The sequence below is a fragment of the Aquipseudomonas guryensis genome (genome assembly GCF_014164785.1).
Lineage (GTDB): Bacteria > Pseudomonadota > Gammaproteobacteria > Pseudomonadales > Pseudomonadaceae > Aquipseudomonas > Aquipseudomonas guryensis.
In genome coordinates, this window is sequence record NZ_JACJFN010000004.1 from 403,317 (window position 1) to 423,626 (window position 20,310).

The following is a 20,310-nucleotide window of genomic DNA, read 5'->3' on the forward strand; positions in this document are numbered from 1 at the left end:
CTTTGGCCCTTTAAGCCTTCGTCATTACAGGAGTACGAACATGAACAGGATTTCACCGCTGGCGATTACCTTGGCTTTTGCACTCGCCGCGCCGGCTGCTTTCGCCGACGAAGCGGCAAGCGATTCGAGCACGATCAAGGACTCCGCCAAGGCGGCCGTGTCTACGGCGATTACCGCCGGCAAGAACCTGCTGGGTGGCGTGTCGGACGGCGTAACCGAAGGTCGGGTAGAAGCCCAGGGCGCCGATGGCTCGATTGTCGTCTCCAGCCTGGAGCAGCTCGATGGCCAGGTCAGCGTGCAGCTGCTCAAGGTCGAGACCGCCGACGGTGGCAACCTGAACGCTCTGCTGGGGTTCAAGAACACCACCGACAAGCCGCTGCGCCTGATCAACCTGCGCATGACCGGCGCCTTGCTGGCCATCGACCAGGAGGGTTATTCCAGTGCGCCATTGCCGGGCCTGGTCAATCCGGACGACGTGACTATCCCAGCGCTGACCGGCGTGCGGCAGAAATTCGTCTTCGAGGGGCCGGTCGAGGGCGTGCAGTCGATTCGCTTGTGGGGGCGCGATTTCGAGGTGAAGAAGTAACGCCGCCCATCAGGCAATAAAAAGCCCGCATCTGCGGGCTTTTTTGTTCCGGTGAGAAGGTTTCAGCGCTTGATCACTGACAGGCCGATCAGCCGTGACACCACCAGCGCCAGGTACATGACCCCGGCGAATTCTTCGATCATCACCAGCGAACGGGCCATGGGCGTAACTGGCACGATATCGCCCAGGCCGACGCCGGACAGGGTGGTGAAACTCAGGAACAGCAGCTCCATCCAGGTGCGCGCCGCCTGTGGCTCGAGCATCGCGGTAAAGCTGCCGGGCAGCAGCAACTGGCAGAAGGTGAAGAGGTGGGCGAAGGCCCAGGCCAGCAGGGTAAAGGTCGCGCCGACCGCGTACAGCTCATCGGTGGTGGCGTGCTGGTCGGCGGTCATATAGGCGATCAGGCTGGCGGCGGCATAGAAGTAGAAGGCGGCTTCCAGGATGGCGATCAACCATTCCAGTACGGGGCTGGGCATCAGGATATTGATCGACGACAGCGCCAGCACCAGTAGGGCCAGCAACACGGCGACCCAGGTTTGCGTCGGGCTGCGCTTGACCACACGCAGGGCCATGCCCAGCACCACCAGGCCGAAGGCGCCGAACAGCGCACGGCCGAGCGCGGTGCCTTCCATCCAGGGGTAGAGCAGTACACCGAGCAACTGCACGAACAGCAGGCCGGCAGAGGGATGAAGACGGATATAGGTGATGGGCGACATAGGCTTCCTGTGTGGTCTTGGCGCGGTCAGCGTGGCGCCCGCTCGGCCTCGTTGATGTTGATCCGACCGGCCCCGGCCACCCGGCGGCCCTGGGGGGTATCGGCCAGGCGCAGGGTGACGCGGAATTCCGCCCAGTCGATGCCGCGCAGCTGCACATGCTCTGGCGCGGGGCCGCACTGGGCCAGGGTGAAGCCCTGATCCGGCGAGTCCTGGGCGTCGAGGAGGAGGTCGACGCCCCAGCCCATTTCGGCATCGATGGCGCGGCCGCGCGCCTGTTCGGCGGCATAGGCCTCGGCGAGCTCGGCACTGGCCAGCGGTTGTTCCCGCAGCCACTGCGTCACGTCCCGCTCCGGCGTCTCGACGATTAGCGCCAGGTACTGGTTCATGAAGGCCGCTGCCAGCTCGGCGTCTTCGCGGCAGTCGGCGAAGGCGGGGCTGGCCAGCAGGGCGAGGCCTAACAGGGGGTTATGCAGCAGTCGTGCGCGCGAGTGGGGCGTGGCCATGAGATCCCTCTGCTGGCAGGCGGTGGGGGCGCAGCTTAGCCGAATCGGAAGCACCCCGCAGCAGTACCTGATCAGGCCTGCGGCTGCACGCTTTGCCCTGGCACGGTGCGGCGCAGCGGGTGCAGCAGCAAGCCGAGGGTGTCCTGTTCCGCCGGCGCTTGTGGCGCGATTACGCCGACCCGTTCGGGCGCACCGTGGCGGCGGTAGGTGCCGAACAGCTGGTCCCAGAGGGGCAGGGCTGTGCCGAAGTTGAGGGCTTCGTCCACCTTGACGCTGTGATGCCAGCGGTGCAGCTCGGCGCTGCCGATCAGGTAGTTCAGCCAACCCAGGGTGCCGCGGCTGTTGGCGTGGGTGGCGAAGGACTGGGTCTGGCTGAACAGCCCGGCCAGGGCTATGGCCAGCGGGTCGAAGCCCAGCAGCCAGAGCGGCAGCACATGCACGGTTTTGCGCAGTAGCAGGTCCAGCGGGTGGGTGGTGAAGTTGTTGGTTACATTCAGCGCACCAGGCCTGTGATGGACGAAATGCACGCGCCACAACCAGCCGCCACGGTGCTTGAGGCGGTGCAGCCAGTAGTCACCGAATTCGCCGAGCAGGGCCGCGAGCGGTACCGCCAGCCACAGCGGCAGTGCGGCGGCGGGGCCGGTGCCGTGCGCGTTGAGGTGGATGACCAGGCCACGGATCAGCAGGTCGGTGAGCGCGTCAGCACCCAACAGGGCGATGGCGAACAGGGCGTCGCGACGGCGGTCTGCGGGTTGGGCGCGCCAGTCTTCGCGGTAGGGCCAGCGCCATTCCCAGAAGGCGAACCAGGTCAGCACCAGTAGCAGGCCGCCGAGCAGCAGTGGCATGCTGCCCCAGTTCAGTTGCAGCGCCAGCGCGGCCCAGCCGGCCGCCAGCAGCAGGGCGCCGAGGTGGGCCCAGTTGAGCGGAGGGAGAGTCTTCATACAGGCTGTCTTCCATTGTGTGATGATGCTAGTTTTCGCCTCCCGTCCTGCGGCTGCATTAACCTGGGTTTATGACCGACACCTCTCTTTACGATTGCCTGGCCTGCGCGCCGCACCTGCTGGGTCAACTCGACCGTCATCCGCAGCTGGCCGCGCGCTGGCAGACCCTGCCACGCCGCGAATACGCGGCCGGCCAGCCCTTGCTCATGGCCGGCCAGGCGGTCGAGCGGGTCTGGTTCGTCGCCAGTGGCCTGGTGCGGGTGGCGCACCTGTCGGCGCAGGGCGCCGAACGCAATGCCGCCTTCCATGCCGAAGGCAGCTGGGTCGGCTGGGGCACGCCGCCCTTCGCCACGAACAGCCCGGTGGATATCTTCGCCCTGGAGCCGACCCAGGTGCTGGAGCTGGGCTATGCCGAGTTGCGCCTGTGGCAGGCCGAACTGCCGCTGGTGCAGGAATTGCTCAGCGATGCCATTCGCGCCGTGCTGGCCCGTAGCGCCCAGCGCGAGGCCGAGCTCCTGCTGCTGGACGCTGAGGCCCGCTACCGGGCCTTCCTCGACCAGCGTGGCGAGCTGGTCGAGCGCATCCCGCTGCATCATGTGGCGAGCTATCTGGGTATCACCAATGTGGCGTTGTCGCGCATTCGCGCGCGGATGGGCTTGGTGCGGGGACGTTGCTGACAGCTCGTGATGCCGCGAGCGGGACGGCTGATAGGGGATCGTGTCGGGGCAGGTGTTCGTGGTTTTAGCCGAGCAGTCGGCGTACCTGTTCGATGGCCTGCGCCTCGCGCTGCAGCCAGTCGCCGTCGAGTTCCGTCCAGGGCCGCGCATGCCGCTGCAGCCAGGCGCGGCAATCTTGGTAAAAGCGTTGACGGTCGGCCAGTTGTGGCTGGCAGCGCTGGCCGTCGTCGTGCCAGTCCACGCCCTGCGGCGAGAGCAGCAGGTGCAGGTCGTAGTGCCGCTCCAGCAGCGACTGTTCCAGCCACGGTGGGCAGTCGCCGAACAGGGCCTGGCTCCAGAGGATATTGCTCAGCAGGTGGGTGTCGAGGATCAGCAACTCGGGCGCCTGGGCACGCGCCGCGTCTTCCCAGGCCAGCTGGCCACGGGCGATGGTCGGGATATCCGCCAGGCAGGTGTCGCGCTGCTCCTGCTCGATGAAGTGGCGCACGTACTCGCTGACCACCAGGCCGCCGAAATGCCGCTGCAGGCGCTCGGTGAGGAAGGTCTTGCCGCTCGACTCGGGGCCGGTGAGCACCACCACCTTCATGCTGGCTGCGCCCGCGAGGCCCGCCATTCGCGCAGGCCGAGCACGGCCAGGGCGGTGAACACTGCGTACAGCGCTGCCGTCAGCCAGTAACCCTGGAAGGCGAAGAAGCCGACATAGAGCACGTCGACCACTATCCACAGCACCCAGCACTGCCAGCGCTTGAGCGCCATCCACAACTGGGCGAGCAGGCTGAAGGCGGTGAGCACGGCATCCGGCCAGGGATAGACGGCTTCGGTCAGACGATCCATGGCCAGCCCCAGCAGCAGACCAATCAGCAGCGCCGAGCCCAGGCCGATCAGGATCTCGTTGCGGCCCGCTGCGCTGACCGGCCGTTTGCCACTGGCGTCCACGTCCTGGCGCCACTGCCACCAGCCGTACAGCTGCATGGCCGCGAACACGCCGTGCAGCAGCACCAGGGAATACAGGCGGGCATCGAAGAAGAACCAGGCATAGAGCAGCACCATGACCAGGCCGATGGGCCAGCACAGCGGATTCTGCCGCACGGTCAGCCAGACGGAGGTTATGCCGAGGGCGGAGGCGATCAGTTCGAGAGGCGTCATTGGGTTGCCGGGTGAGGGGCTGTGGTTTGGGGTCAGCTTGCGGCGCCCGAGTCTTGTGGGCACGAGGCACGCTTGCCGCGTAAGGTTTCGATTATGCCCATGTTGAGTTTGGCTGAATGCAGCTGGCCCCGGTATGCCTTCACGCTGAAGAAGAGGTAGCTGACCAGGACATAGATGCCCAAAGCGCTGATCAGCAAACCGCTGACCGCTACTATCGGCAGTCGACTGATGCCCGCATCATTGGCGACGATGCCCAGGGCACCCAGCAGCAGGCCCAGCGGGATAGCGAGCACCAGCAGCGAGAGGTGCAGGTCGGCCAGTCGTAGCGCAGTTTCCCGTGCCTGTGCCCAGCCGCCGCGGCGGTAGAGGAAGTACAGCGCTGCCGGCAGGAACCAGGTTGCCCAGGTTTTTAAGAGGACGCTCAGCGCCAGCAGTACTACTGGGGTCGCGACGGCTACCCAGCGATCCGTGTCTTGTTGCATGACGTCCCTGTCCTTTTGCCTGGGTGTCTAGGTCAGTCGTCGTAACCCAGATTCGGCGCCAGCCAGCGCTCGCTGACCGCCAGTTCCTGGCCCTTGCGCGCCGTGTAGCTATCAACCTGGTCTTTATCCACCTTACCCACGGCGAAGTACTGTGCCTCGGGGTGGGCGAAGTACCAGCCGCTGACGGCGGCGGCGGGGAACATGGCGTAGTGCTCGGTGAGGAACACGCCGCTCTGGCCGGCCTGGTTGAACTCGGCAGCGGGGTCGAGCAGCTTGAACAGGGTGGCCTTCTCGGTGTGGTCCGGGCAGGCCGGGTAGCCGGGGGCCGGGCGGATGCCCTTGTAGGCTTCCTTGATCAGCTCCTCGTTGGACAGCTGCTCGTCCTGGGCGTAGCCCCAGTAGTGCTTGCGCACCTGTTCGTGCAGCCACTCGGCGCAGGCTTCGGCAAGTCGGTCGGCCAGGGCCTTGACCATGATCGAGTTGTAGTCGTCGCCAGCATCCTGATAGGCCTTGGCCACTTCCTCGGCGCCGATGCCAGCGGTGGTGATAAAGCCGCCGACATAGTCGGTCACGCCGCTGTCCTTGGGTGCGACGAAGTCGGCCAGGGCCAGGTTGGGTTTGCCGTCCGGCTTGATGGTCTGCTGGCGCAGGTGGTGCAGCTTGGCCAGCGGTTTGCCGTCGTCGCCGTAGACTTCGATGTCGTCGTGGTCGACCTGGTTGGCCGGCCAGAAGCCGAAGACCGCACGGGCGCTGATCAGCTTCTCGTCGATCAGCTTTTTCAGCATCGCCTGGGCATCGGCATACAGCGCGGTGGCCGCTTCGCCAACTACTTCATCGGTGAGGATGCGCGGGAACTTGCCGGCCAGGTCCCAGGAGATGAAGAACGGCGTCCAGTCGATGTACTCGGCCAGGGTCGCCAGGTCGATGTCTTCCAGCACCTTCACGCCGGTGAAGCTCGGTTTGCTGGCCTGGTAGCTGCTCCAGTCGAACTTCGGCTTGTTGGCCACGGCGGCGGCGTAAGGCAGGCGCTCGGTGCGCGAGCTGCGCGCGGCGGTGCGTTCACGTACTTCCACGTATTCGGCACGGGTCTTCTCGACGAAACCGGCTTTCAGCTCCTTGGACAGCAGCTGGGTGGCCACGCCCACGGCGCGCGAGGCGTCGGTGACGTAGACCACGGCGTCGTTCTGGTACTTGGGCTCGATCTTCACCGCGGTGTGGGCTTTCGAGGTGGTGGCGCCGCCGATCATCAGCGGCAGGCTGAAGCCCTGGCGCTGCATCTCGCGGGCGACATGCACCATCTCGTCCAGCGAGGGGGTGATCAGGCCGGACAGGCCGATGATGTCGCACTTCTCGGCAATCGCCGTCTGCAGGATCTTCTCCGCCGGCACCATCACGCCCAGGTCGACGATGTCGTAGCCGTTACAGCCGAGCACCACGCCGACGATGTTCTTGCCGATGTCATGCACATCGCCCTTCACCGTGGCCATGAGGATCTTGCCCTTGGCTTCCGGCTTGTCGCCTTTCTCGGCTTCGATAAAGGGGATCAGGTGGGCCACGGCCTGCTTCATCACCCGGGCGGACTTGACCACCTGGGGCAGGAACATCTTGCCGGCGCCGAACAGGTCGCCGACCACGTTCATCCCGCTCATCAGCGGGCCTTCGATGACTTCGATCGGGCGCGCGCACTGCTGGCGGCATTCCTCGGTGTCTTCGACGATAAAGGCGGTGATGCCCTTGACCAGCGCGTGCTCCAGGCGCTTGCCGACCGGCAGGGCGCGCCAGGCTTCGTCTTCGACTTCCTTGACGCTGCCGTCGCCGCGGTAGTTGTCGGCGATGGCCAGCAAGGCTTCGGTGCCGTTCGGGGTGCGGTTGAGCACCACGTCTTCGACCTTGTCGCGCAGCTCGGCCGGAATCTCGTCGTAGATCTCCAGCTGGCCGGCGTTGACGATGCCCATGGTCAGGCCGTTCTGGATTGCGTGGTAGAGGAACACCGAGTGGATCGCCTCGCGCACCGGGTTGTTGCCGCGGAAGGAGAACGACACGTTCGATACGCCGCCCGAGCTCAGGGCGTAGGGCAGGTGGTCGCGGATATAGGCGCAGGCTTCGATGAAGTCGACGGCGTAGTTGTTGTGCTCTTCGATGCCGGTGGCGACGGCGAAGATGTTCGGGTCGAAGATGATGTCTTCCGGCGGGAAGCCGACTTCATTGACCAGGATGTCGTAGCTGCGCTGGCAGATCTCGCGCTTGCGCGCGGCAGTGTCGGCCTGGCCGACTTCGTCGAAGGCCATCACCACCACGGCGGCGCCGTAGCGTTTGCACAGCTTGGCGTGGTGCTTGAACTGCTCGACGCCTTCCTTCATCGAGATCGAGTTGACGATGCCCTTGCCCTGAATGCATTTCAGGCCAGCCTCGATCACTTCCCACTTGGAGGAGTCGATCATGATCGGCACGCGCGAGATGTCCGGCTCACCGGCAATCAGGTTGAGGAACTTGACCATGGCCGCCTGGGAATCGAGCATCCCTTCGTCCATGTTGATGTCGATCACCTGGGCGCCGGCCTCAACCTGCTGCAGGGCGACTTCCAGGGCCTCGGTGTAGTTCTCTTCGCGGATCAGCCGGGCGAACTTGGCCGAGCCGGTGATGTTGGTGCGCTCGCCGACGTTCACAAACAGCGAGTTGCGGTCGATGGTGAACGGCTCCAGGCCGGACAGGCGACAGGCCTTGGGGATGTCCGGAATGGCGCGCGGCTTGTACTTGGCCACGGCTTCGGCAATCGCCTGGATGTGCGGCGGGGTGGTGCCGCAGCAGCCGCCGATGATGTTCAGGAAGCCCGAGGCGGCGAACTCTTCGACCACGGCGGCCATTTCTGCCGGGGTTTCGTCGTATTCACCGAAGGCATTCGGCAGACCGGCGTTGGGGTGGGCGGAGACGTGGGTGCCGGCCTTGGTCGACAGCTCTTCCAGGTACGGACGCAGGTCCTTGGCGCCGAGGGCGCAGTTGAGGCCCACGGAGATCGGCTTGGCGTGCGCCACCGAGTTCCAGAAAGCCTCGGTGGTCTGCCCGGACAGGGTGCGGCCGGAGGCGTCGGTGATGGTGCCGGAGATCATGATCGGCAGTTCGACGTTGTCGTCCTCGAACACCTGCTGCACGGCGAAGATCGCTGCCTTGGCGTTGAGGGTGTCGAAGATGGTTTCGATCAGGATCAGGTCGGCGCCGCCCTCGATCAGGCCGCGGGTGGCCTCGACGTAGTTTTCCACCAGCTCGTCGAAGGTGACGTTGCGGTAGCCGGGGTCGTTGACGTCCGGGGAGATCGAGCAGGTACGGCTGGTTGGGCCGAGTACGCCGGCGACGAAACGCGGCTTGTCCGGGGTTTCCAGGGTCTTGGCATCGGCCACTTCACGGGCCAGGCGCGCGCCTTCGACGTTCAGCTCATACACCAGCGACTCCATGCCGTAGTCGGCCTGGGACACCTGGGTAGCGTTGAAGGTGTTGGTTTCCAGGATGTCGGCGCCGGCATCCAGGTAGGCTTTCTCGATGGCCTGGATCACGTCCGGGCGGCTGAGCAGCAGCAGGTCGTTGTTGCCCTTCACATCGCTCGGCCAGTCGGCGAAGCGTGCGCCACGGTAGTCGGCTTCCTCGAGCTTATAGCTCTGGATCATGGTGCCCATGCCGCCGTCGAGGATCAGGATGCGTTCTTTCAGAGCTTGCTGAAGGGCCTGGAGGCGGGCGCTGCGATCGGACATGGGGGCTACCTGGAGAGAGCGGAAACAAAGGCGGCGATGATAGCAAAGCTGCAAGGTTTTTCCGCATGTTGAGCATTCTCATGAATTTCGCTCATGTTAAAGGCTCTCTTTGCCGGTCCGGTGGCGCTAGCAGGCTGTTGAAAAACGTTGGCGAGGCAGCCAGCGCAAGGCAAAAACAGGCGAAAAAGCGCAGTTTACGAGTTGTAAATGAGCATTTTGAGCCTGTTTTTAACGCAGCGATGGCAACGCAGGTAGTTTTTCAACGGCCTGATAGAATCGCCATTCGCACACACAGGATAGGGTTTATGTCGCGCCAGGGATTTGCAGTTCTCTTCTTCGGTTTCATCTTGTCCGGCTCTGCTTGCGCCAGCGAAGCGGTTTCCTACAGCCGCGACATCCAGCCCATCCTCACGCAGAAGTGCGTGGCCTGCCACGCCTGTTATGACGCGCCGTGCCAGCTCAACCTCGGCAGCGGCGAAGGCGTGCTGCGTGGCGCCAGCAAGCTGCCGGTGTATGACGGCGGGCGGACCAAGGCGCAAGCCACCACGCGCCTGTATTTCGATGCCCAGGGGGAAGCGGCCTGGCGCGCCAAGGGCTTCGAGTCGGTGCTGAACCCTCAGAACGGTCAGGCCGCGCTGATGGCGCGCATGCTGGAGTTGGGTCGCAGCAATCCGCCAGTGCCGAATGCCAAGTTGCCGGCCGAACTGGATATCTCCCTCGCCCGTGACAACCAATGCCCACTGCCGGGCGAATTCGATGCCTACCAGAAGCAGTTCGCCCATGCCGGCATGCCGTTCGCCGTGGCTGGTCTCAGCGACGCCGAGTACGCCACGCTGCAGCAATGGCTGGCGCAGGGCGCGCCGGTGGATGAGCAGGCGCTGCAACCTTCGCAGGCCGAGCAGAAGCAGATTGCCGAGTGGGAAGGGCTGCTGAATGCGCCGGGTGCGCGTGAAGCGCTGGTCGGGCGCTGGCTGTTCGAGCACCTGTTCCTTGCCCATCTGTATTTCGAAGGCGGCGAGCCGGGGCATTTCTTCCAGCTGGTGCGCTCGCGTACGCCCAGCGGCCAGCCGATCGATGCAATCGCCACCCGGCGACCCAATGAAGACCCAGGCACCCAGGTGTATTACCGTCTGTGGCCGATCCAGGGCGTGATCGTGCACAAGACCCACATTACCTATCCGCTCAGCGCGAAGAAGCTGGCGCGGGTCAACGAACTGTTTTACGGCACGGACTGGACCACCGATGCGGTGCCTGGTTATGGCGCCCAACGGCGGGAAAATCCCTTCGAGACCTTCGCCGCCATCCCGCCGCAGGCGCGCTACCAGTTCATGCTGGATAACGCCGAGTACTTCGTGCGCACCTTTATCCGTGGCCCGGTGTGTCGCGGGCAGATCGCCACCGACGTGATTCGCGACAACTTCTGGGCGCTGTTCCAGGCCCCGGAGCGTGACCTCTACCTCACCGATGCCGCCTACCGTGCCGAAGCCACGCCGCTGCTGGCCATGCCCGGGCAGTTCGACGAGATCGGCGAGCTGCCGGTGCTGTGGCGCAGCTACCTGAAAAAGCGTAACCAGTACGAAGACCTGCGCCGTCAGGCCTATGCCGATGCGCCGGCACCCAGCTGGTCGAGCATCTGGGCCGGCAACGACAATGCGCTGCTGTCGATCTTCCGCCAGCGCGACAGCGCTTCGGTGCGCAAAGGCCTGATTGGCGAAATCCCGCAGACCCTGTGGCTGCTGGACTTTCCGCTGTTCGAGCGAACCTACTACCAACTGGTGGTCAATTTCGACGTGTTCGGCAATGTCTCGCACCAGGCGCAGACCCGGCTGTACTTCGACCTGATCCGCAACGGCGCCGAGCTGAATTTCCTCCGCCTGCTACCGGCCGAGTCGCGCCAGGCCTATCTGGATGACTGGTACCAGGGCAGTGCCAAGCTGAAAATGTGGCTGGCTTATGTGGATGCCGATCTGGATACCCCGACTGCCCTAAAACTCGATGGCAATGACCCCAAACGCGTGTTTGCCCAGGCTTTGCTGGAGCGTTACGCGGATATCAATGCGCGGCCCGATCCGCTCAATCGCTGCGTTACGGCCGAGTGCTATCGCCCAGGTTTGCCCGCCGAGCTGGCGGATGCCGAACAGGCGCTCAGCCGTTTGCCTGGCAAACCGGCGGCGGGGCTCAAGGTGATCGACCAGTTGCCGGAAGCCAGCCTGCTGCGCGTCGAACTGGCCGACGGTAAGCGTGAGGTCTACAGCTTGCTGCGCAACCGTGCGCACAGCAACGTGGCTTTTATCGCTGGTGAATCGCTGCGCTACCAACCGGGGCTGGACACGTTGACGGTCTATCCGGGGGTGCTGACCAGCTACCCGAACTTCCTGTTCAATGTGCCGGCCAGCCAGGTGCCCGAATTTGTAAGCGCCCTGGAGCAGGTGCGCGATCCCAACGCCTTCGACAAGTTGGTCGAGCGCTGGGGCATTCGCCGCAGCCATCCTGAGTTCTGGCGCTATTTCCACGATCTGTCGGCCTATATTCGCGAAACCGAGCCGGTTGAGGCGGGCGTGCTGGACATGAATCGCTACGAGAACCTGTGACAAGACCCGCCGATGGGCTGGCTCATCGGCGGGCTGGGAATTATTCCTACTAAATTGGTAGGACTTTATCCATGCAGCCGACTGGCGTACACTGCGCCCATGTTTGCGAGGAGTTGCCATGAGCGCCATCACCATTACCGACGCGGCCCACGATTACCTGGCTGATCTGCTGAGCAAGCAGACCACTCCGGGCATCGGCATCCGTGTGTTCATCACCCAGCCGGGTACCCAGTACGCGGAAACCTGCATCGCCTATTGCAAGCCGGGCGAGCAAAAGCCGGAAGACACCGCCCTCGGCTTGGCCAGCTTTACCGCCTGGATCGACGCGGTCAGCGAACCCTTCCTCGAAGACGCCGTGGTCGACTACGCCACCGATCGCATGGGTGGCCAGCTGACCATCAAGGCGCCGAACGCCAAGGTGCCGATGGTCAACGAAGACAGCCCGCTCAACGAGCGCATCAACTATTACCTGCAGACCGAGATCAATCCGGGCCTGGCCAACCATGGTGGCCAGGTCAGCCTGGTGGATGTGGTCGAGGAGGGCATCGCCGTGCTCAAGTTCGGCGGTGGCTGCCAGGGCTGCGGCCAGGCCGACCTGACCCTCAAAGAAGGCATCGAGAAGACCTTGCTCGAGCGTATTCCGGAGCTCAAAGGCGTGCGTGACGTGACCGACCACAGTATTCGCGAGAACGCGTACTACTGATCGGCAGGCACTACGCAAGGCTAAACAAGGCGACTTCGGTCGCCTTGTGCGTTTCTGCAGCAGGCGCTTGCATGGAAAATGTCGTGTAGTCGACAAAGTAATGGCACATTGCTATGGCGTGCGTCAGGAAAAAATGTTTCCTTATGCCGCGCGTTTTGTATGGCCATCGCCGGACTTCCGGCATGGTTGAAGCGATGACCTTGGGCGATCAGCGCAGCCCGTCATTTCGCGTGCTAGTCACGAGGGATAGGTAATGCCAACGTTCTCCCTACTGGTCTGCGACGACTCCAGCATGGCGCGCAAGCAGCTGCTGCGTGCATTACCCGCCGACTGGCCGGTGACTGTCAGCCAGGCCAGCCATGGCCAGGAGGCGCTGGAGCTGCTGCGCGCACAGCACTTCGACTTGCTCCTGCTCGACCTGACCATGCCGGTACTGGACGGCTACGGCGTGCTAACGGCGATGCGTGCCGAAGGCCTGCAATGCCCGGTGATCGTGATTTCCGGCGACGTGCAGGACGAGGCTAGGCGCCGGGTCACCGAGCTGGGCGCCCTGGCTTTTCTGAAGAAACCAGCCGAGCCTGCGCTGCTGCAAGAAACCCTGCAGCACCTGGGTCTGCTGACAGCGAAGGGCGCTGCGCTGGCGCCGGCCAGCCTCAGCGAGCCCCAGGTGACTTTCCGCGATGCCTTCCGCGAGGTGATCAACGTCGCCATGGGCCGCGCCGCTGCACTGCTGGCGCGGGTGCTGGGGGTGTTCGTGCAGTTGCCGGTGCCCAACGTCAACATCCTCGAGGTTGGCGAGCTGCACATGGCGCTGATCGATGCCCAGCAGGGCGATCGTCTGACGGCGGTGTGCCAGGGCTATATTGGCGGTGGCATCTGCGGTGAAGCGCTACTGTTGTTCCATGACTCGGAAGTGGCGGACATGGCCAGGCTGATGCAGCGCCAGGAACATGACTACCAGCCGATGGAAATGCTTCTGGACATGTCCAGCGTGGTGATCGGCGCTTGCCTCAGTGGCATCGCCGAGCAGATCAACGTGAAGTTTTCCCAGGGCCACCCGCAGATACTTGGCGAACATGCCTCGATCGACGAACTGATCCGCCTCAACCAGCAGCGCTGGCGCAAGACCCTGGCGGTGGAGATCAGCTACAGCATCGAGGGACACGACATCCACTTCGACCTGTTGCTGCTGTTCACCGAGGACTCGGTACCGCTGCTGACCCACAAACTCGCTTACCTGATGGGATGATGTAAGACATGGCTGGCATGGATCTCAACGAGTTTCACTGGTTGCTGGCCATCGTGCAGAGCATCGACGTCGGCGTGGTGGTACTCGATCGTGAGTACCGCGTGGAGGTGTGGAACAGCTTCATGGAAAACCGCTCCGGGCGCACGGCCCAGGACGCGGTGCAGAAATCCTTCTTCAGCCTGTTCCCCGAGGTCGAGGAACCGTGGTTCCGTCATAAGGTGGAAAGCGTGGTCACCCTCGGCACGCCGGCGTTCACCATCTGGGAGCAGCGCCCCTACCTGGTGCGCTTCAAGAACTACCAGCCGATCACCGGGCAGGAAGAGTTCATGTACCAGAACACCACCATCCTGCCGCTGCAGGCGACCAACAGCGTGGTCGAGCATGTCTGTCTGATCATCTACGACGTCACCAACGTCGCGGTGAACAAGCACCAGTTGCAGTCGGCCAACGACCAGCTCAAGCACCTGTCGCGTACCGATCGCCTGACCGGGCTGAACAACCGCGGGCATTGGGAAGAAGAACTCAAGCGCGAGTACTCGCGTCATCGCCGCTACGGCAGCACGGCGGCGCTGGTGATGTTCGATATCGACCACTTCAAGAAGGTCAACGACACCTATGGCCACCAGGCGGGTGACAAGGTGATCCAGGCGGTCGCCGACGTGGTGCGCAAGGAGGCGCGCGATACTGATATCGCCGGGCGCTACGGCGGCGAGGAGTTCGTCATTCTCCTGCCGGACGTCGATAGCGCCGGCGCGCGCCTGTTTGCCGAGCGTTTACGGCAGAAGACCGAGGCGTTGCAGGTCGATTACGACGGCCAGCTGATTCCTTTCACCATCAGCCTGGGCGTCGCCGATCTGGCGCAGAGCGGCAACGATCACCAGCAACTGATCGAGTGGGCCGACCATGCGCTGTACCAGTCCAAGCGCAACGGGCGTAATCAGGTGAGCGTGCACGGCGCCTGAGAGCCTGAACAGGCTCTGAGTCAGTGCTGCGCTTCGACGGGCTGCGGCTCTGCCGGTTTGCGCAAGGCCAGCAGGGCTAGCGCCAGCAATGGCAGGATGGCCAGGTTGACCGGGTTCCAGCCGATGCCGCTGATCAGGGCACCAGAGGCGAACGAGGCGAGCGCCGCCATCGTGCCATTCCCCAACTCCATAAGCCCCTGGGCCTGGCCGCGTTCGTCCGGCGTGTGACCGGTGCCGAGCAAGGTGGTGCCCGACACCAGCATCAGGTTCCAGCCCATGCCCAGCAGGCAGGAGGAGATCAGGAAGTGCGCCTGTGCCTGGCCGCTCAGAGCAATGCCGGCGCTGAGGCTGACCAGGGCGATGCCGAGCAGCGCCACGCGGCGGCTGCCAAGGCGATCGACCAGGGGGCCGGCGATGAAGGCCGGCAGGAACATGCCGAGCAGGTGCCACTGGATCACCTGGGCGCTGGCTTCCAGCGACAGGCCGCAGAAACTCATAGCCAGCGGCGTGGCATTCATCACCAGATACATCAGGCCATGGCCGATGGCGGTGGTCGCCATCGCGGCGCGCACCGGGCCCCGCTTCAGCAGTTGGCGCATTGCCTGCAAGCCGCCATTGGCCGGGGCCGGCAGGCGCCCTTCACGCAGACTGGCGAGCAGCAACACAGCGGCCACGGCCAGCATAGCCAGTACCAGGTAAGCGCCGACAAAGGGTGTACTCAGGAGATGGCGCGACCACAGCGTCAAACTCGGGGCGAGCAGGGCGGCGCATACGCCACCGCAGATCACCCAGGCGGTCGCCCGGCCCTGGTGTGCCGTGTCCACTGCCTCCAGCGCGGCGAAGCGGTAGTACATCGCCGAGGCCTGGTAGACGCCAATCGACAGCGCGCCCAGGCAGAACAGCAAGAAGTCCGCCTGCCACACGCCCAGTGCGCTGAGCAGACCGCCCGCTGCACCGGCGCCGGCACCGAGCATTAACCCCGGCCGCCGCCCGTGACGCTGCATGAACAGCGACAGCGGCTGGGTCGCCAGCAGATTACCCAGTACCAGCAGGGCCAGCGGCAGGGTGGCCAGCACATTGCTGGGTGCCAGCTGCAGGCCGACCAGAGCAGTGAGGGTGATGCCGATCATCGCGCAGCTCCAGTACAGGGCCTGGGCGATAAACAGTTTCAGTAGGGTGGGGTGACGCAGAAGCAGCATGGTGAAGTCCTCAGGCGCAGCCACCTGGCTTGTGGATGCGAGTGCTGGAGGGCGGGTTGGCAGCCAGCTTGGCGGCGGGCCGAATCGGTCGGCGCACTAGCTCTCCGCCGCAGTTGGGGCATTGGCCGTGCAGGCGCTGTTCTGTGCAGTCGCGGCAGAAGGTGCACTCGAACGAGCAGATCATGGCGTCCGTCGAGTCGGGCGGCAGGTCGCGGTCACAGCATTCGCAGCCGGGGCGTAGTTGCAGCATGCGTATCTCTCCTGATCAGGCAAAACGTTCGGCGTAGTCCTGGGGGCTGACCGCCAGGTGCTTGTGAAAGGTGCGGCGCAGGTTTTCCGGGTGGTTGAAGCCGGTCAGGCGCGCCACCGTGCTGATCGAGGCGCCGCTGTCCTGCAGCAGCGCGCGCGCGGCCTCCAGGCGCAAGCGCTCCACGTAGCGCCCGGGGCCCATGCCCAGCTCCTGGACGAACAGGCGCGACAGGCTGCGGCTGGACAGGTTGGCCTGGCTGGCCAGGGCCTCCAGCGACAGGTCGGCGCAGAGGTTCTGTGCCATCCACTCGAGCAGGCCAAGCAGGCGTGGCGTGCGGTTGGCCTGTGGGGTGAGCAGGGCGCTGAACTGCGCCTGGCCGCCGGGGCGGCGCAGGAACATCACCAGGCGCCGTGCCACGGCCAGGGCCAGCGGGCGACCGAGATCGGCTTCGACCAGGGCCAGGGCCAGATCGATGCCTGCGGTGACCCCGGCCGAGGTAAAGATATGGGCCTCGCCATCGCGACCGCTGGGGTCATAGGTATGCAGGCGATTACCGTCGATCTCGATATGTGGATAGGCGCGCAAGGCCTCGACATCCGCCCAGTGGGTGGTCGCCCGGCGCCCATCGAGCAGGCCGGCGGCCGCCAGGATCAAGGCCCCGGAGCACACCGAGCCGAGGCGGCGCACTTTGGGTTCGGCCGCCCTGAGCCATGCCAGCAGCGCTGGGTTCTGGCATTGCGCCCCTTCGCCGAGGCCGCCGGGAATCAGCAGGGTATCCAGCTCGGCGGGATTGCTGTCGCGCCAGGCCTGCTCGGCAATCAGCTGAAAACCCGCCGAGGTCGCGACAGGTCCGGGTTGTTCGGCCAGTACCAGCAGCCGGTAAGCGCTTGGCAGGCCCTGGCGTTGACACTCGACATTGGCCGAGGCGAATACCTGCAAGGGGCCGGTGACATCCAGGCTCATGAAGTCCGGGTAGATCAGGCAGGCAATCGTGCGTAGCGGGTCCATGGTCGGTTCTCGCAAGAGGATGAACGCAGTCTGCGCTCGGCACTACTTGGCGACAATGACAATAAACCCACAGATCTTGCCAGGTCTCAGCTTTCGCCGAGGAAGCGCCCCTGGATCAGGTCTCGCTGTACCCGCAGCGGCTGGCTGGGGAAGTTAGGCGCATCTTCTGCGCTGTTGGCCATGCCGGACAGGTGCACCCGCATGCCGCCCGCAGGGAGCAGCTCCAAGGCGTCAATGTCATCGATGGAGCGGAAGCTCTTGCCGCCGATCCACACCACGTCGAGAAACTGGTAGTGCTCCTTGCCGTCGCGCCCCTGGCCGCGCTGGAAGGCGGCCAGATACTGCAAGTGGCCATTGCCGCCCCCGTAGCCTTCCACGGTAAAAACGGCGAATGCCGGAGAGTCTGGCTGCTGTTGATCCGCCAAGCGATACAGGCTTGCTTCCGGATAGCCACTGCTGTAACCGTCGCCGAGCAGTTCAACCAGGCGTTCGATCTGTACCGCTAGGGCCTCGGAGGGCGCATCGGCGTGTGCGCTCAGGGAAGGCGTCGATAACAGAAGACAGAGCAGCAGATGGCGCAGGCGTGGCATGGGTCCCTCCAGAGTGGCCGTTGCGGGAGGGCAGCTTAGCGGATTGCAGGTGGGGCGTGGAAAAGAGAAGCCCCATCGCCTTGCGGCAGAGGGGGCTTCGGGGTGGCGGCAGGTCGGGGAGCGCGGAGTGTTACTCCGGCATGCTCCAGGGTTCGAGGGCGAAGCCCTGCCGGCTCAGCTGTTCGCGCGACTGCGTCAGTACATCGGCCAGTTGCGCTGGGTCACGGTAGGTGCTGCTGGTGAGACGAGCCTGGCCGACGCGGGTGTTGGTGCGGTCAATCACGGTCAGGTTAAGTTCACCGCTGCCATCCTGCTGGGTCCAGGCGACACACTGGAACGGCTGGAAGGCGCGGCCGGCAATCAAAAGTGCTTCGTTGACGCGGAGCATGGTGTTCATGGGTCTGTTTCTCCAGAGGCTGCCCAATATGCGATCTGGCCGACGAAAGCGCTTATTGCCGCGGCCTGTGCATTGTTGATGACGAAACCTGACTGGAAAGTCACATGCTGGCGTAAAAACATAGAAATATGTCGCATGTTCCCGTTTTCAGACGCTTTTGCCCAAGACTGGCGAGGAAAATGGAACATCGGTGGATTCTGTTTATCCTAAGCAGGCAACCCCATCACACAGGAGTGTTTCCATGGGCTCTACCTTGAGCGGTCTTCTCAGTCTCGTCATTCTGGTCCTGGATATCTGGGCGATCATCAATGTGGTGAAAAGCAACGCGGAAACCACGATGAAAGTGGTCTGGGTGCTGCTGATTGTCTTCCTCCCTGTGCTCGGCCTGATCATCTGGGCCCTGGCGGGGCCGCGTGGCAACGTTCGTCTGTAATTCCCTCACACCTCTGAACATCGTCCTTCCTGTCGGCGTCTACCGCAGGAAGGCGGTCTGCACTGGGCTTCACACATCCGCTTGCAGGTAGGCGGTGGAGCCACCCCGGTTATGCCCTTACAATGCGCGCCTTTTCATGGGCGGGTGACGGAACCTGTCCAAAGCCTGCTGCGCGTCGGCCATACGGCGTTGAAATCGAACTCAGAATGCTCATTTAGCACTCGTAAACTGCGCTTCTTCGCTCGATTTCGCCTTGTCTGGTTCTAGCTCGCATGTCTTTGCACAGGTTCTCAGTCCGTCCGCATCCACCACTTCGACGGGGGACTACCCATGAGCGATTACCAGGAAACTCTCTACGACGGCTATGGCCAGCGTTTTCGCATGGACAAGCTGCTGCATGAAGTGCGCACCGAACACCAGCATCTGGTGATCTTCGAGAACGCCCGCATGGGCCGGGTGATGGCCCTCGATGGGGTGATCCAGACCACCGAGGCCGACGAGTTCATCTACCACGAGATGCTCACCCACGTGCCGATCCTGGCTCACGGCAGCGCCAAGCGCGTGCTGATCATTGGCGGGGGCGACGGTGGCATGCTGCGCGAGGTGCGCAAGCACCGCAGCGTCGAAAGCATCACCATGGTCGAGATCGACGGCACCGTGGTCGAGATGTGCAAGGAGTTCCTGCCCAACCACTCCTGCGGCGCCTATGAAGACCCGCGCCTGAACCTGGTGATCGATGACGGCATGAACTTCGTCGCCAGCACCACGGAGAAGTTCGACGTGATCATCTCCGACTCCACCGACCCGATCGGCCCGGGTGAGGTGCTGTTCTCCGAGAACTTCTACCAGGCCTGCCGCCGTTGCCTGAACGATGGCGGCATCCTGGTCACGCAGAACGGCACGCCGTTCATGCAGCTCGGCGAAGTGCAGAATACCGCCAGCCGCATGGATGGCCTGTTCGCCGACTGGCATTTCTACATGGCGGCGGTGCCGACCTACATCGGTGGCAGCATGACCTTTGCCTGGGGCTCTACCGACGCCGAGTACCGCAAGCTGCCGCTGGAAATCCTGCGCCAGCGCTTTGCCGGCAGCAGTATCGTGACCCGCTACTACAACCCGGAAATCCACCAGGGGGCCTTCGCCCTGCCGCAGTACGTGTTGCAGGCCGTGAACAAGCCGAGCAACGACTGAGCGCCTGCAGTACCAGCGGGGGAAATGGCCGGCGCGCTTCTGGACGTTGGCGGCTTGTAGCGCCATGCTTGATTCAGGTGCTAAGAGAGAGGCGTCATGGCTAGCCTGCGCGTATTGCTTCTGCTGGTGCTTGGCGGCTTGTCCTGCGCAGTTGCTGCTGCGGAGCAAGATTGGCCGCGCCTCAGGCTCTGTTATGAGCTTGGTGGTCTACCGCCCTATACCTACTCACCGGCGGACGCTGCGGCAGGGCAACCAGGCTTGATTATCGAGCTGATCCAGCAGGCTGCCGACCAGGCCAAGCTGCGTCTGGATCTGCATCAACATCCATGGAAACGCTGCGTACATGAGGTGCAGCAGGGCCACAGCGATGGCTTGTTCATTGCCGTGTGGCAGCCAGATCGCGATACCTGGGGGCGTTACCCAGGTCGAGATCTCCAGCGCCAGAGCCAGGTGGATGCAAATCAACGCCTGTGGCGGGTCGAGTACCCGATCATCGTGCGTCCGGGTGGCGCACTGCAGTGGGATGGTCAGCGCTTTTCCGGTGTACGCTATGGTGTTGGCGCGCCGCTGGGCTATGCCACCAGTCAGCGTTTGCGCGAGCTCGGCGTGCTCGCCAGCGAGTCCTTGTCGCAGGCTGCGGCGCTCAGGCTGGTCGCTGCCGGGCGCCTGGATGGTTATGTGCTGGAGCGCGAGATAGCCCTTGAGCTGATCGAGCGCCTGCAGCTGCAGGGGCAACTGATTTTTCTGCCCCAGCCCTTGCTGGAAACCGACTGGTATCTGCCGCTGTCGCACCAGTTCTACAGCACTCATCCCGAATTGGCCGAGGGTTTCTGGCGGGCCGTGGCCGAGCAACGTCAACAGCTTGGTGCTGATCTGACCCGCCGTTATCTGCGCCAACCGCCGCCCTGAAGCAAAGAGCCCGCCATAGGGCGGGCGCTTTTCG

The 20,310-nt window shown here is 63.9% G+C and carries 21 protein-coding genes; 9 read left to right on the forward strand and 12 right to left on the reverse strand.

The genetic code is table 11. The features are described 5' to 3' along the window. The first annotated feature begins 40 nt into the window (after positions 1 to 40). Entirely contained in the window at positions 41 to 586 is a 546-nt protein-coding gene (locus H3H45_RS16995; RefSeq protein ID WP_182834878.1) for a hypothetical protein, read from the forward strand. A 62-nt stretch (positions 587 to 648) separates the two neighbouring features. On the opposite strand, the gene H3H45_RS17000 is transcribed toward H3H45_RS16995, so the two are convergent. The 3 genes from H3H45_RS17000 to H3H45_RS17010 form a co-directional block, all read right to left on the reverse strand. After that, a complete protein-coding gene (locus H3H45_RS17000) occupies positions 649 to 1,302 on the reverse strand; it encodes a potassium channel family protein (RefSeq protein ID WP_182834879.1) in 654 nt (217 codons plus the stop codon). Between the two features lie 26 nt (positions 1,303 to 1,328). Then, on the reverse strand, positions 1,329 to 1,805 hold the full coding sequence (locus H3H45_RS17005; protein ID WP_182834880.1) for a hypothetical protein: 477 nt from the start codon (positions 1,803 to 1,805) through the stop codon (positions 1,329 to 1,331). 71 nt (positions 1,806 to 1,876) lie between these two features. Further along, on the reverse strand, positions 1,877 to 2,746 hold the full coding sequence (locus tag H3H45_RS17010; RefSeq protein WP_182834881.1) for a sterol desaturase family protein: 870 nt from the start codon (positions 2,744 to 2,746) through the stop codon (positions 1,877 to 1,879). Between the two features lie 71 nt (positions 2,747 to 2,817). Here H3H45_RS17010 and H3H45_RS17015 point away from each other — a divergent pair, with 71 nt between their 5' ends. Then, a complete protein-coding gene (locus H3H45_RS17015) occupies positions 2,818 to 3,423 on the forward strand; it encodes a Crp/Fnr family transcriptional regulator (RefSeq protein ID WP_182834882.1) in 606 nt (201 codons plus the stop codon). 64 nt (positions 3,424 to 3,487) lie between these two features. Here the strand turns inward: H3H45_RS17015 and H3H45_RS17020 are convergent, their stop codons facing one another. The 4 genes from H3H45_RS17020 to metH are packed head-to-tail and all read right to left on the reverse strand — an operon-like array spanning position 3,488 to position 8,794. Further along, a complete protein-coding gene (locus H3H45_RS17020) occupies positions 3,488 to 4,009 on the reverse strand; it encodes an AAA family ATPase (protein WP_182834883.1) in 522 nt (173 codons plus the stop codon). After that, positions 4,006 to 4,569: a nicotinamide riboside transporter PnuC gene (pnuC, locus tag H3H45_RS17025; protein ID WP_182834884.1), complete on the reverse strand. Its 564-nt coding sequence runs from the start codon at positions 4,567 to 4,569 to the stop codon at positions 4,006 to 4,008. Before pnuC ends, H3H45_RS17020 begins: the two co-directional genes overlap by 4 nt. A 32-nt stretch (positions 4,570 to 4,601) precedes the next feature. Continuing rightward, positions 4,602 to 5,051, reverse strand: a complete 450-nt coding sequence (locus H3H45_RS17030) for a hypothetical protein (RefSeq protein WP_182834885.1) — start codon at positions 5,049 to 5,051, stop codon at positions 4,602 to 4,604. Between the two features lie 32 nt (positions 5,052 to 5,083). Then, the gene (gene metH / locus H3H45_RS17035) at positions 5,084 to 8,794 is read right to left on the reverse strand and encodes a methionine synthase (RefSeq protein ID WP_182834886.1); all 3,711 of its coding nucleotides are present in this window, start codon (positions 8,792 to 8,794) and stop codon (positions 5,084 to 5,086) included. 305 nt (positions 8,795 to 9,099) lie between these two features. Here metH and H3H45_RS17040 point away from each other — a divergent pair, with 305 nt between their 5' ends. The 4 genes from H3H45_RS17040 to H3H45_RS17055 all read left to right on the forward strand — a co-directional run bounded on the left by H3H45_RS17040 (position 9,100) and on the right by H3H45_RS17055 (position 14,299). Further along, a complete protein-coding gene (locus H3H45_RS17040) occupies positions 9,100 to 11,385 on the forward strand; it encodes a fatty acid cis/trans isomerase (RefSeq protein WP_182834887.1) in 2,286 nt (761 codons plus the stop codon). Positions 11,386 to 11,503: 118 nt separating this feature from the next. Further along, positions 11,504 to 12,088: a Fe-S biogenesis protein NfuA gene (gene nfuA, locus H3H45_RS17045; protein WP_182834888.1), complete on the forward strand. Its 585-nt coding sequence runs from the start codon at positions 11,504 to 11,506 to the stop codon at positions 12,086 to 12,088. 253 nt (positions 12,089 to 12,341) lie between these two features. Then, positions 12,342 to 13,337, forward strand: coding sequence for a response regulator (locus tag H3H45_RS17050; protein WP_182834889.1), 996 nt, complete (start codon positions 12,342 to 12,344; stop codon positions 13,335 to 13,337). 8 nt (positions 13,338 to 13,345) lie between these two features. Further along, entirely contained in the window at positions 13,346 to 14,299 is a 954-nt protein-coding gene (locus tag H3H45_RS17055) for a sensor domain-containing diguanylate cyclase (RefSeq protein ID WP_182834890.1), read from the forward strand. 20 nt (positions 14,300 to 14,319) lie between these two features. On the opposite strand, the gene H3H45_RS17060 is transcribed toward H3H45_RS17055, so the two are convergent. From H3H45_RS17060 to H3H45_RS17080, 5 genes are all read right to left on the reverse strand, one after another. Beyond that, complete coding sequence (locus H3H45_RS17060) at positions 14,320 to 15,495, reverse strand: MFS transporter (protein ID WP_235983787.1); 1,176 nt, start codon at positions 15,493 to 15,495, stop codon at positions 14,320 to 14,322. A gap of 13 nt (positions 15,496 to 15,508) precedes the next feature. After that, positions 15,509 to 15,748, reverse strand: coding sequence for a DUF1272 domain-containing protein (locus tag H3H45_RS17065; protein WP_182834892.1), 240 nt, complete (start codon positions 15,746 to 15,748; stop codon positions 15,509 to 15,511). A gap of 15 nt (positions 15,749 to 15,763) precedes the next feature. Then, positions 15,764 to 16,756: a GlxA family transcriptional regulator gene (locus H3H45_RS17070; protein ID WP_182834893.1), complete on the reverse strand. Its 993-nt coding sequence runs from the start codon at positions 16,754 to 16,756 to the stop codon at positions 15,764 to 15,766. 86 nt (positions 16,757 to 16,842) lie between these two features. Continuing rightward, complete coding sequence (locus H3H45_RS17075; RefSeq protein WP_182834894.1) at positions 16,843 to 17,346, reverse strand: hypothetical protein; 504 nt, start codon at positions 17,344 to 17,346, stop codon at positions 16,843 to 16,845. Between the two features lie 130 nt (positions 17,347 to 17,476). After that, positions 17,477 to 17,743 carry a hypothetical protein gene (locus tag H3H45_RS17080; protein WP_182834895.1) on the reverse strand — a complete coding sequence of 89 codons (267 nt, stop codon included), beginning with the start codon at positions 17,741 to 17,743 and terminating at the stop codon, positions 17,477 to 17,479. 241 nt (positions 17,744 to 17,984) lie between these two features. Between H3H45_RS17080 and H3H45_RS17085 the strand changes: the two genes are divergently transcribed. From H3H45_RS17085 to H3H45_RS17095, 3 genes are all read left to right on the forward strand, one after another. After that, positions 17,985 to 18,176, forward strand: a complete 192-nt coding sequence (locus H3H45_RS17085; RefSeq protein WP_173205745.1) for a PLDc N-terminal domain-containing protein — start codon at positions 17,985 to 17,987, stop codon at positions 18,174 to 18,176. Positions 18,177 to 18,506: 330 nt separating this feature from the next. Further along, the gene (gene speE, locus H3H45_RS17090; RefSeq protein ID WP_182834896.1) at positions 18,507 to 19,367 is read left to right on the forward strand and encodes a polyamine aminopropyltransferase; all 861 of its coding nucleotides are present in this window, start codon (positions 18,507 to 18,509) and stop codon (positions 19,365 to 19,367) included. Between the two features lie 96 nt (positions 19,368 to 19,463). Continuing rightward, positions 19,464 to 20,276 carry a substrate-binding periplasmic protein gene (locus H3H45_RS17095; protein ID WP_182834897.1) on the forward strand — a complete coding sequence of 271 codons (813 nt, stop codon included), beginning with the start codon at positions 19,464 to 19,466 and terminating at the stop codon, positions 20,274 to 20,276. Positions 20,277 to 20,310: the final 34 nt, after the last annotated feature.

Coding starts and splice junctions, on each gene's coding strand:
- H3H45_RS16995 (WP_182834878.1), top strand. CDS start 41: ATGAACAGGATTTCACCGCTGGCGATTACCTTGGCTTTTGCACTCGCC.
- H3H45_RS17000 (WP_182834879.1), bottom strand. CDS start 1,302: ATGTCGCCCATCACCTATATCCGTCTTCATCCCTCTGCCGGCCTGCTG.
- H3H45_RS17005 (WP_182834880.1), bottom strand. CDS start 1,805: ATGGCCACGCCCCACTCGCGCGCACGACTGCTGCATAACCCCCTGTTA.
- H3H45_RS17010 (WP_182834881.1), bottom strand. CDS start 2,746: ATGAAGACTCTCCCTCCGCTCAACTGGGCCCACCTCGGCGCCCTGCTG.
- H3H45_RS17015 (WP_182834882.1), top strand. CDS start 2,818: ATGACCGACACCTCTCTTTACGATTGCCTGGCCTGCGCGCCGCACCTG.
- H3H45_RS17020 (WP_182834883.1), bottom strand. CDS start 4,009: ATGAAGGTGGTGGTGCTCACCGGCCCCGAGTCGAGCGGCAAGACCTTC.
- pnuC (WP_182834884.1), bottom strand. CDS start 4,569: ATGACGCCTCTCGAACTGATCGCCTCCGCCCTCGGCATAACCTCCGTC.
- H3H45_RS17030 (WP_182834885.1), bottom strand. CDS start 5,051: ATGCAACAAGACACGGATCGCTGGGTAGCCGTCGCGACCCCAGTAGTA.
- metH (WP_182834886.1), bottom strand. CDS start 8,794: ATGTCCGATCGCAGCGCCCGCCTCCAGGCCCTTCAGCAAGCTCTGAAA.
- H3H45_RS17040 (WP_182834887.1), top strand. CDS start 9,100: ATGTCGCGCCAGGGATTTGCAGTTCTCTTCTTCGGTTTCATCTTGTCC.
- nfuA (WP_182834888.1), top strand. CDS start 11,504: ATGAGCGCCATCACCATTACCGACGCGGCCCACGATTACCTGGCTGAT.
- H3H45_RS17050 (WP_182834889.1), top strand. CDS start 12,342: ATGCCAACGTTCTCCCTACTGGTCTGCGACGACTCCAGCATGGCGCGC.
- H3H45_RS17055 (WP_182834890.1), top strand. CDS start 13,346: ATGGCTGGCATGGATCTCAACGAGTTTCACTGGTTGCTGGCCATCGTG.
- H3H45_RS17065 (WP_182834892.1), bottom strand. CDS start 15,748: ATGCTGCAACTACGCCCCGGCTGCGAATGCTGTGACCGCGACCTGCCG.
- H3H45_RS17070 (WP_182834893.1), bottom strand. CDS start 16,756: ATGGACCCGCTACGCACGATTGCCTGCCTGATCTACCCGGACTTCATG.
- H3H45_RS17075 (WP_182834894.1), bottom strand. CDS start 17,346: ATGCCACGCCTGCGCCATCTGCTGCTCTGTCTTCTGTTATCGACGCCT.
- H3H45_RS17080 (WP_182834895.1), bottom strand. CDS start 17,743: ATGAACACCATGCTCCGCGTCAACGAAGCACTTTTGATTGCCGGCCGC.
- H3H45_RS17085 (WP_173205745.1), top strand. CDS start 17,985: ATGGGCTCTACCTTGAGCGGTCTTCTCAGTCTCGTCATTCTGGTCCTG.
- speE (WP_182834896.1), top strand. CDS start 18,507: ATGAGCGATTACCAGGAAACTCTCTACGACGGCTATGGCCAGCGTTTT.
- H3H45_RS17095 (WP_182834897.1), top strand. CDS start 19,464: ATGGCTAGCCTGCGCGTATTGCTTCTGCTGGTGCTTGGCGGCTTGTCC.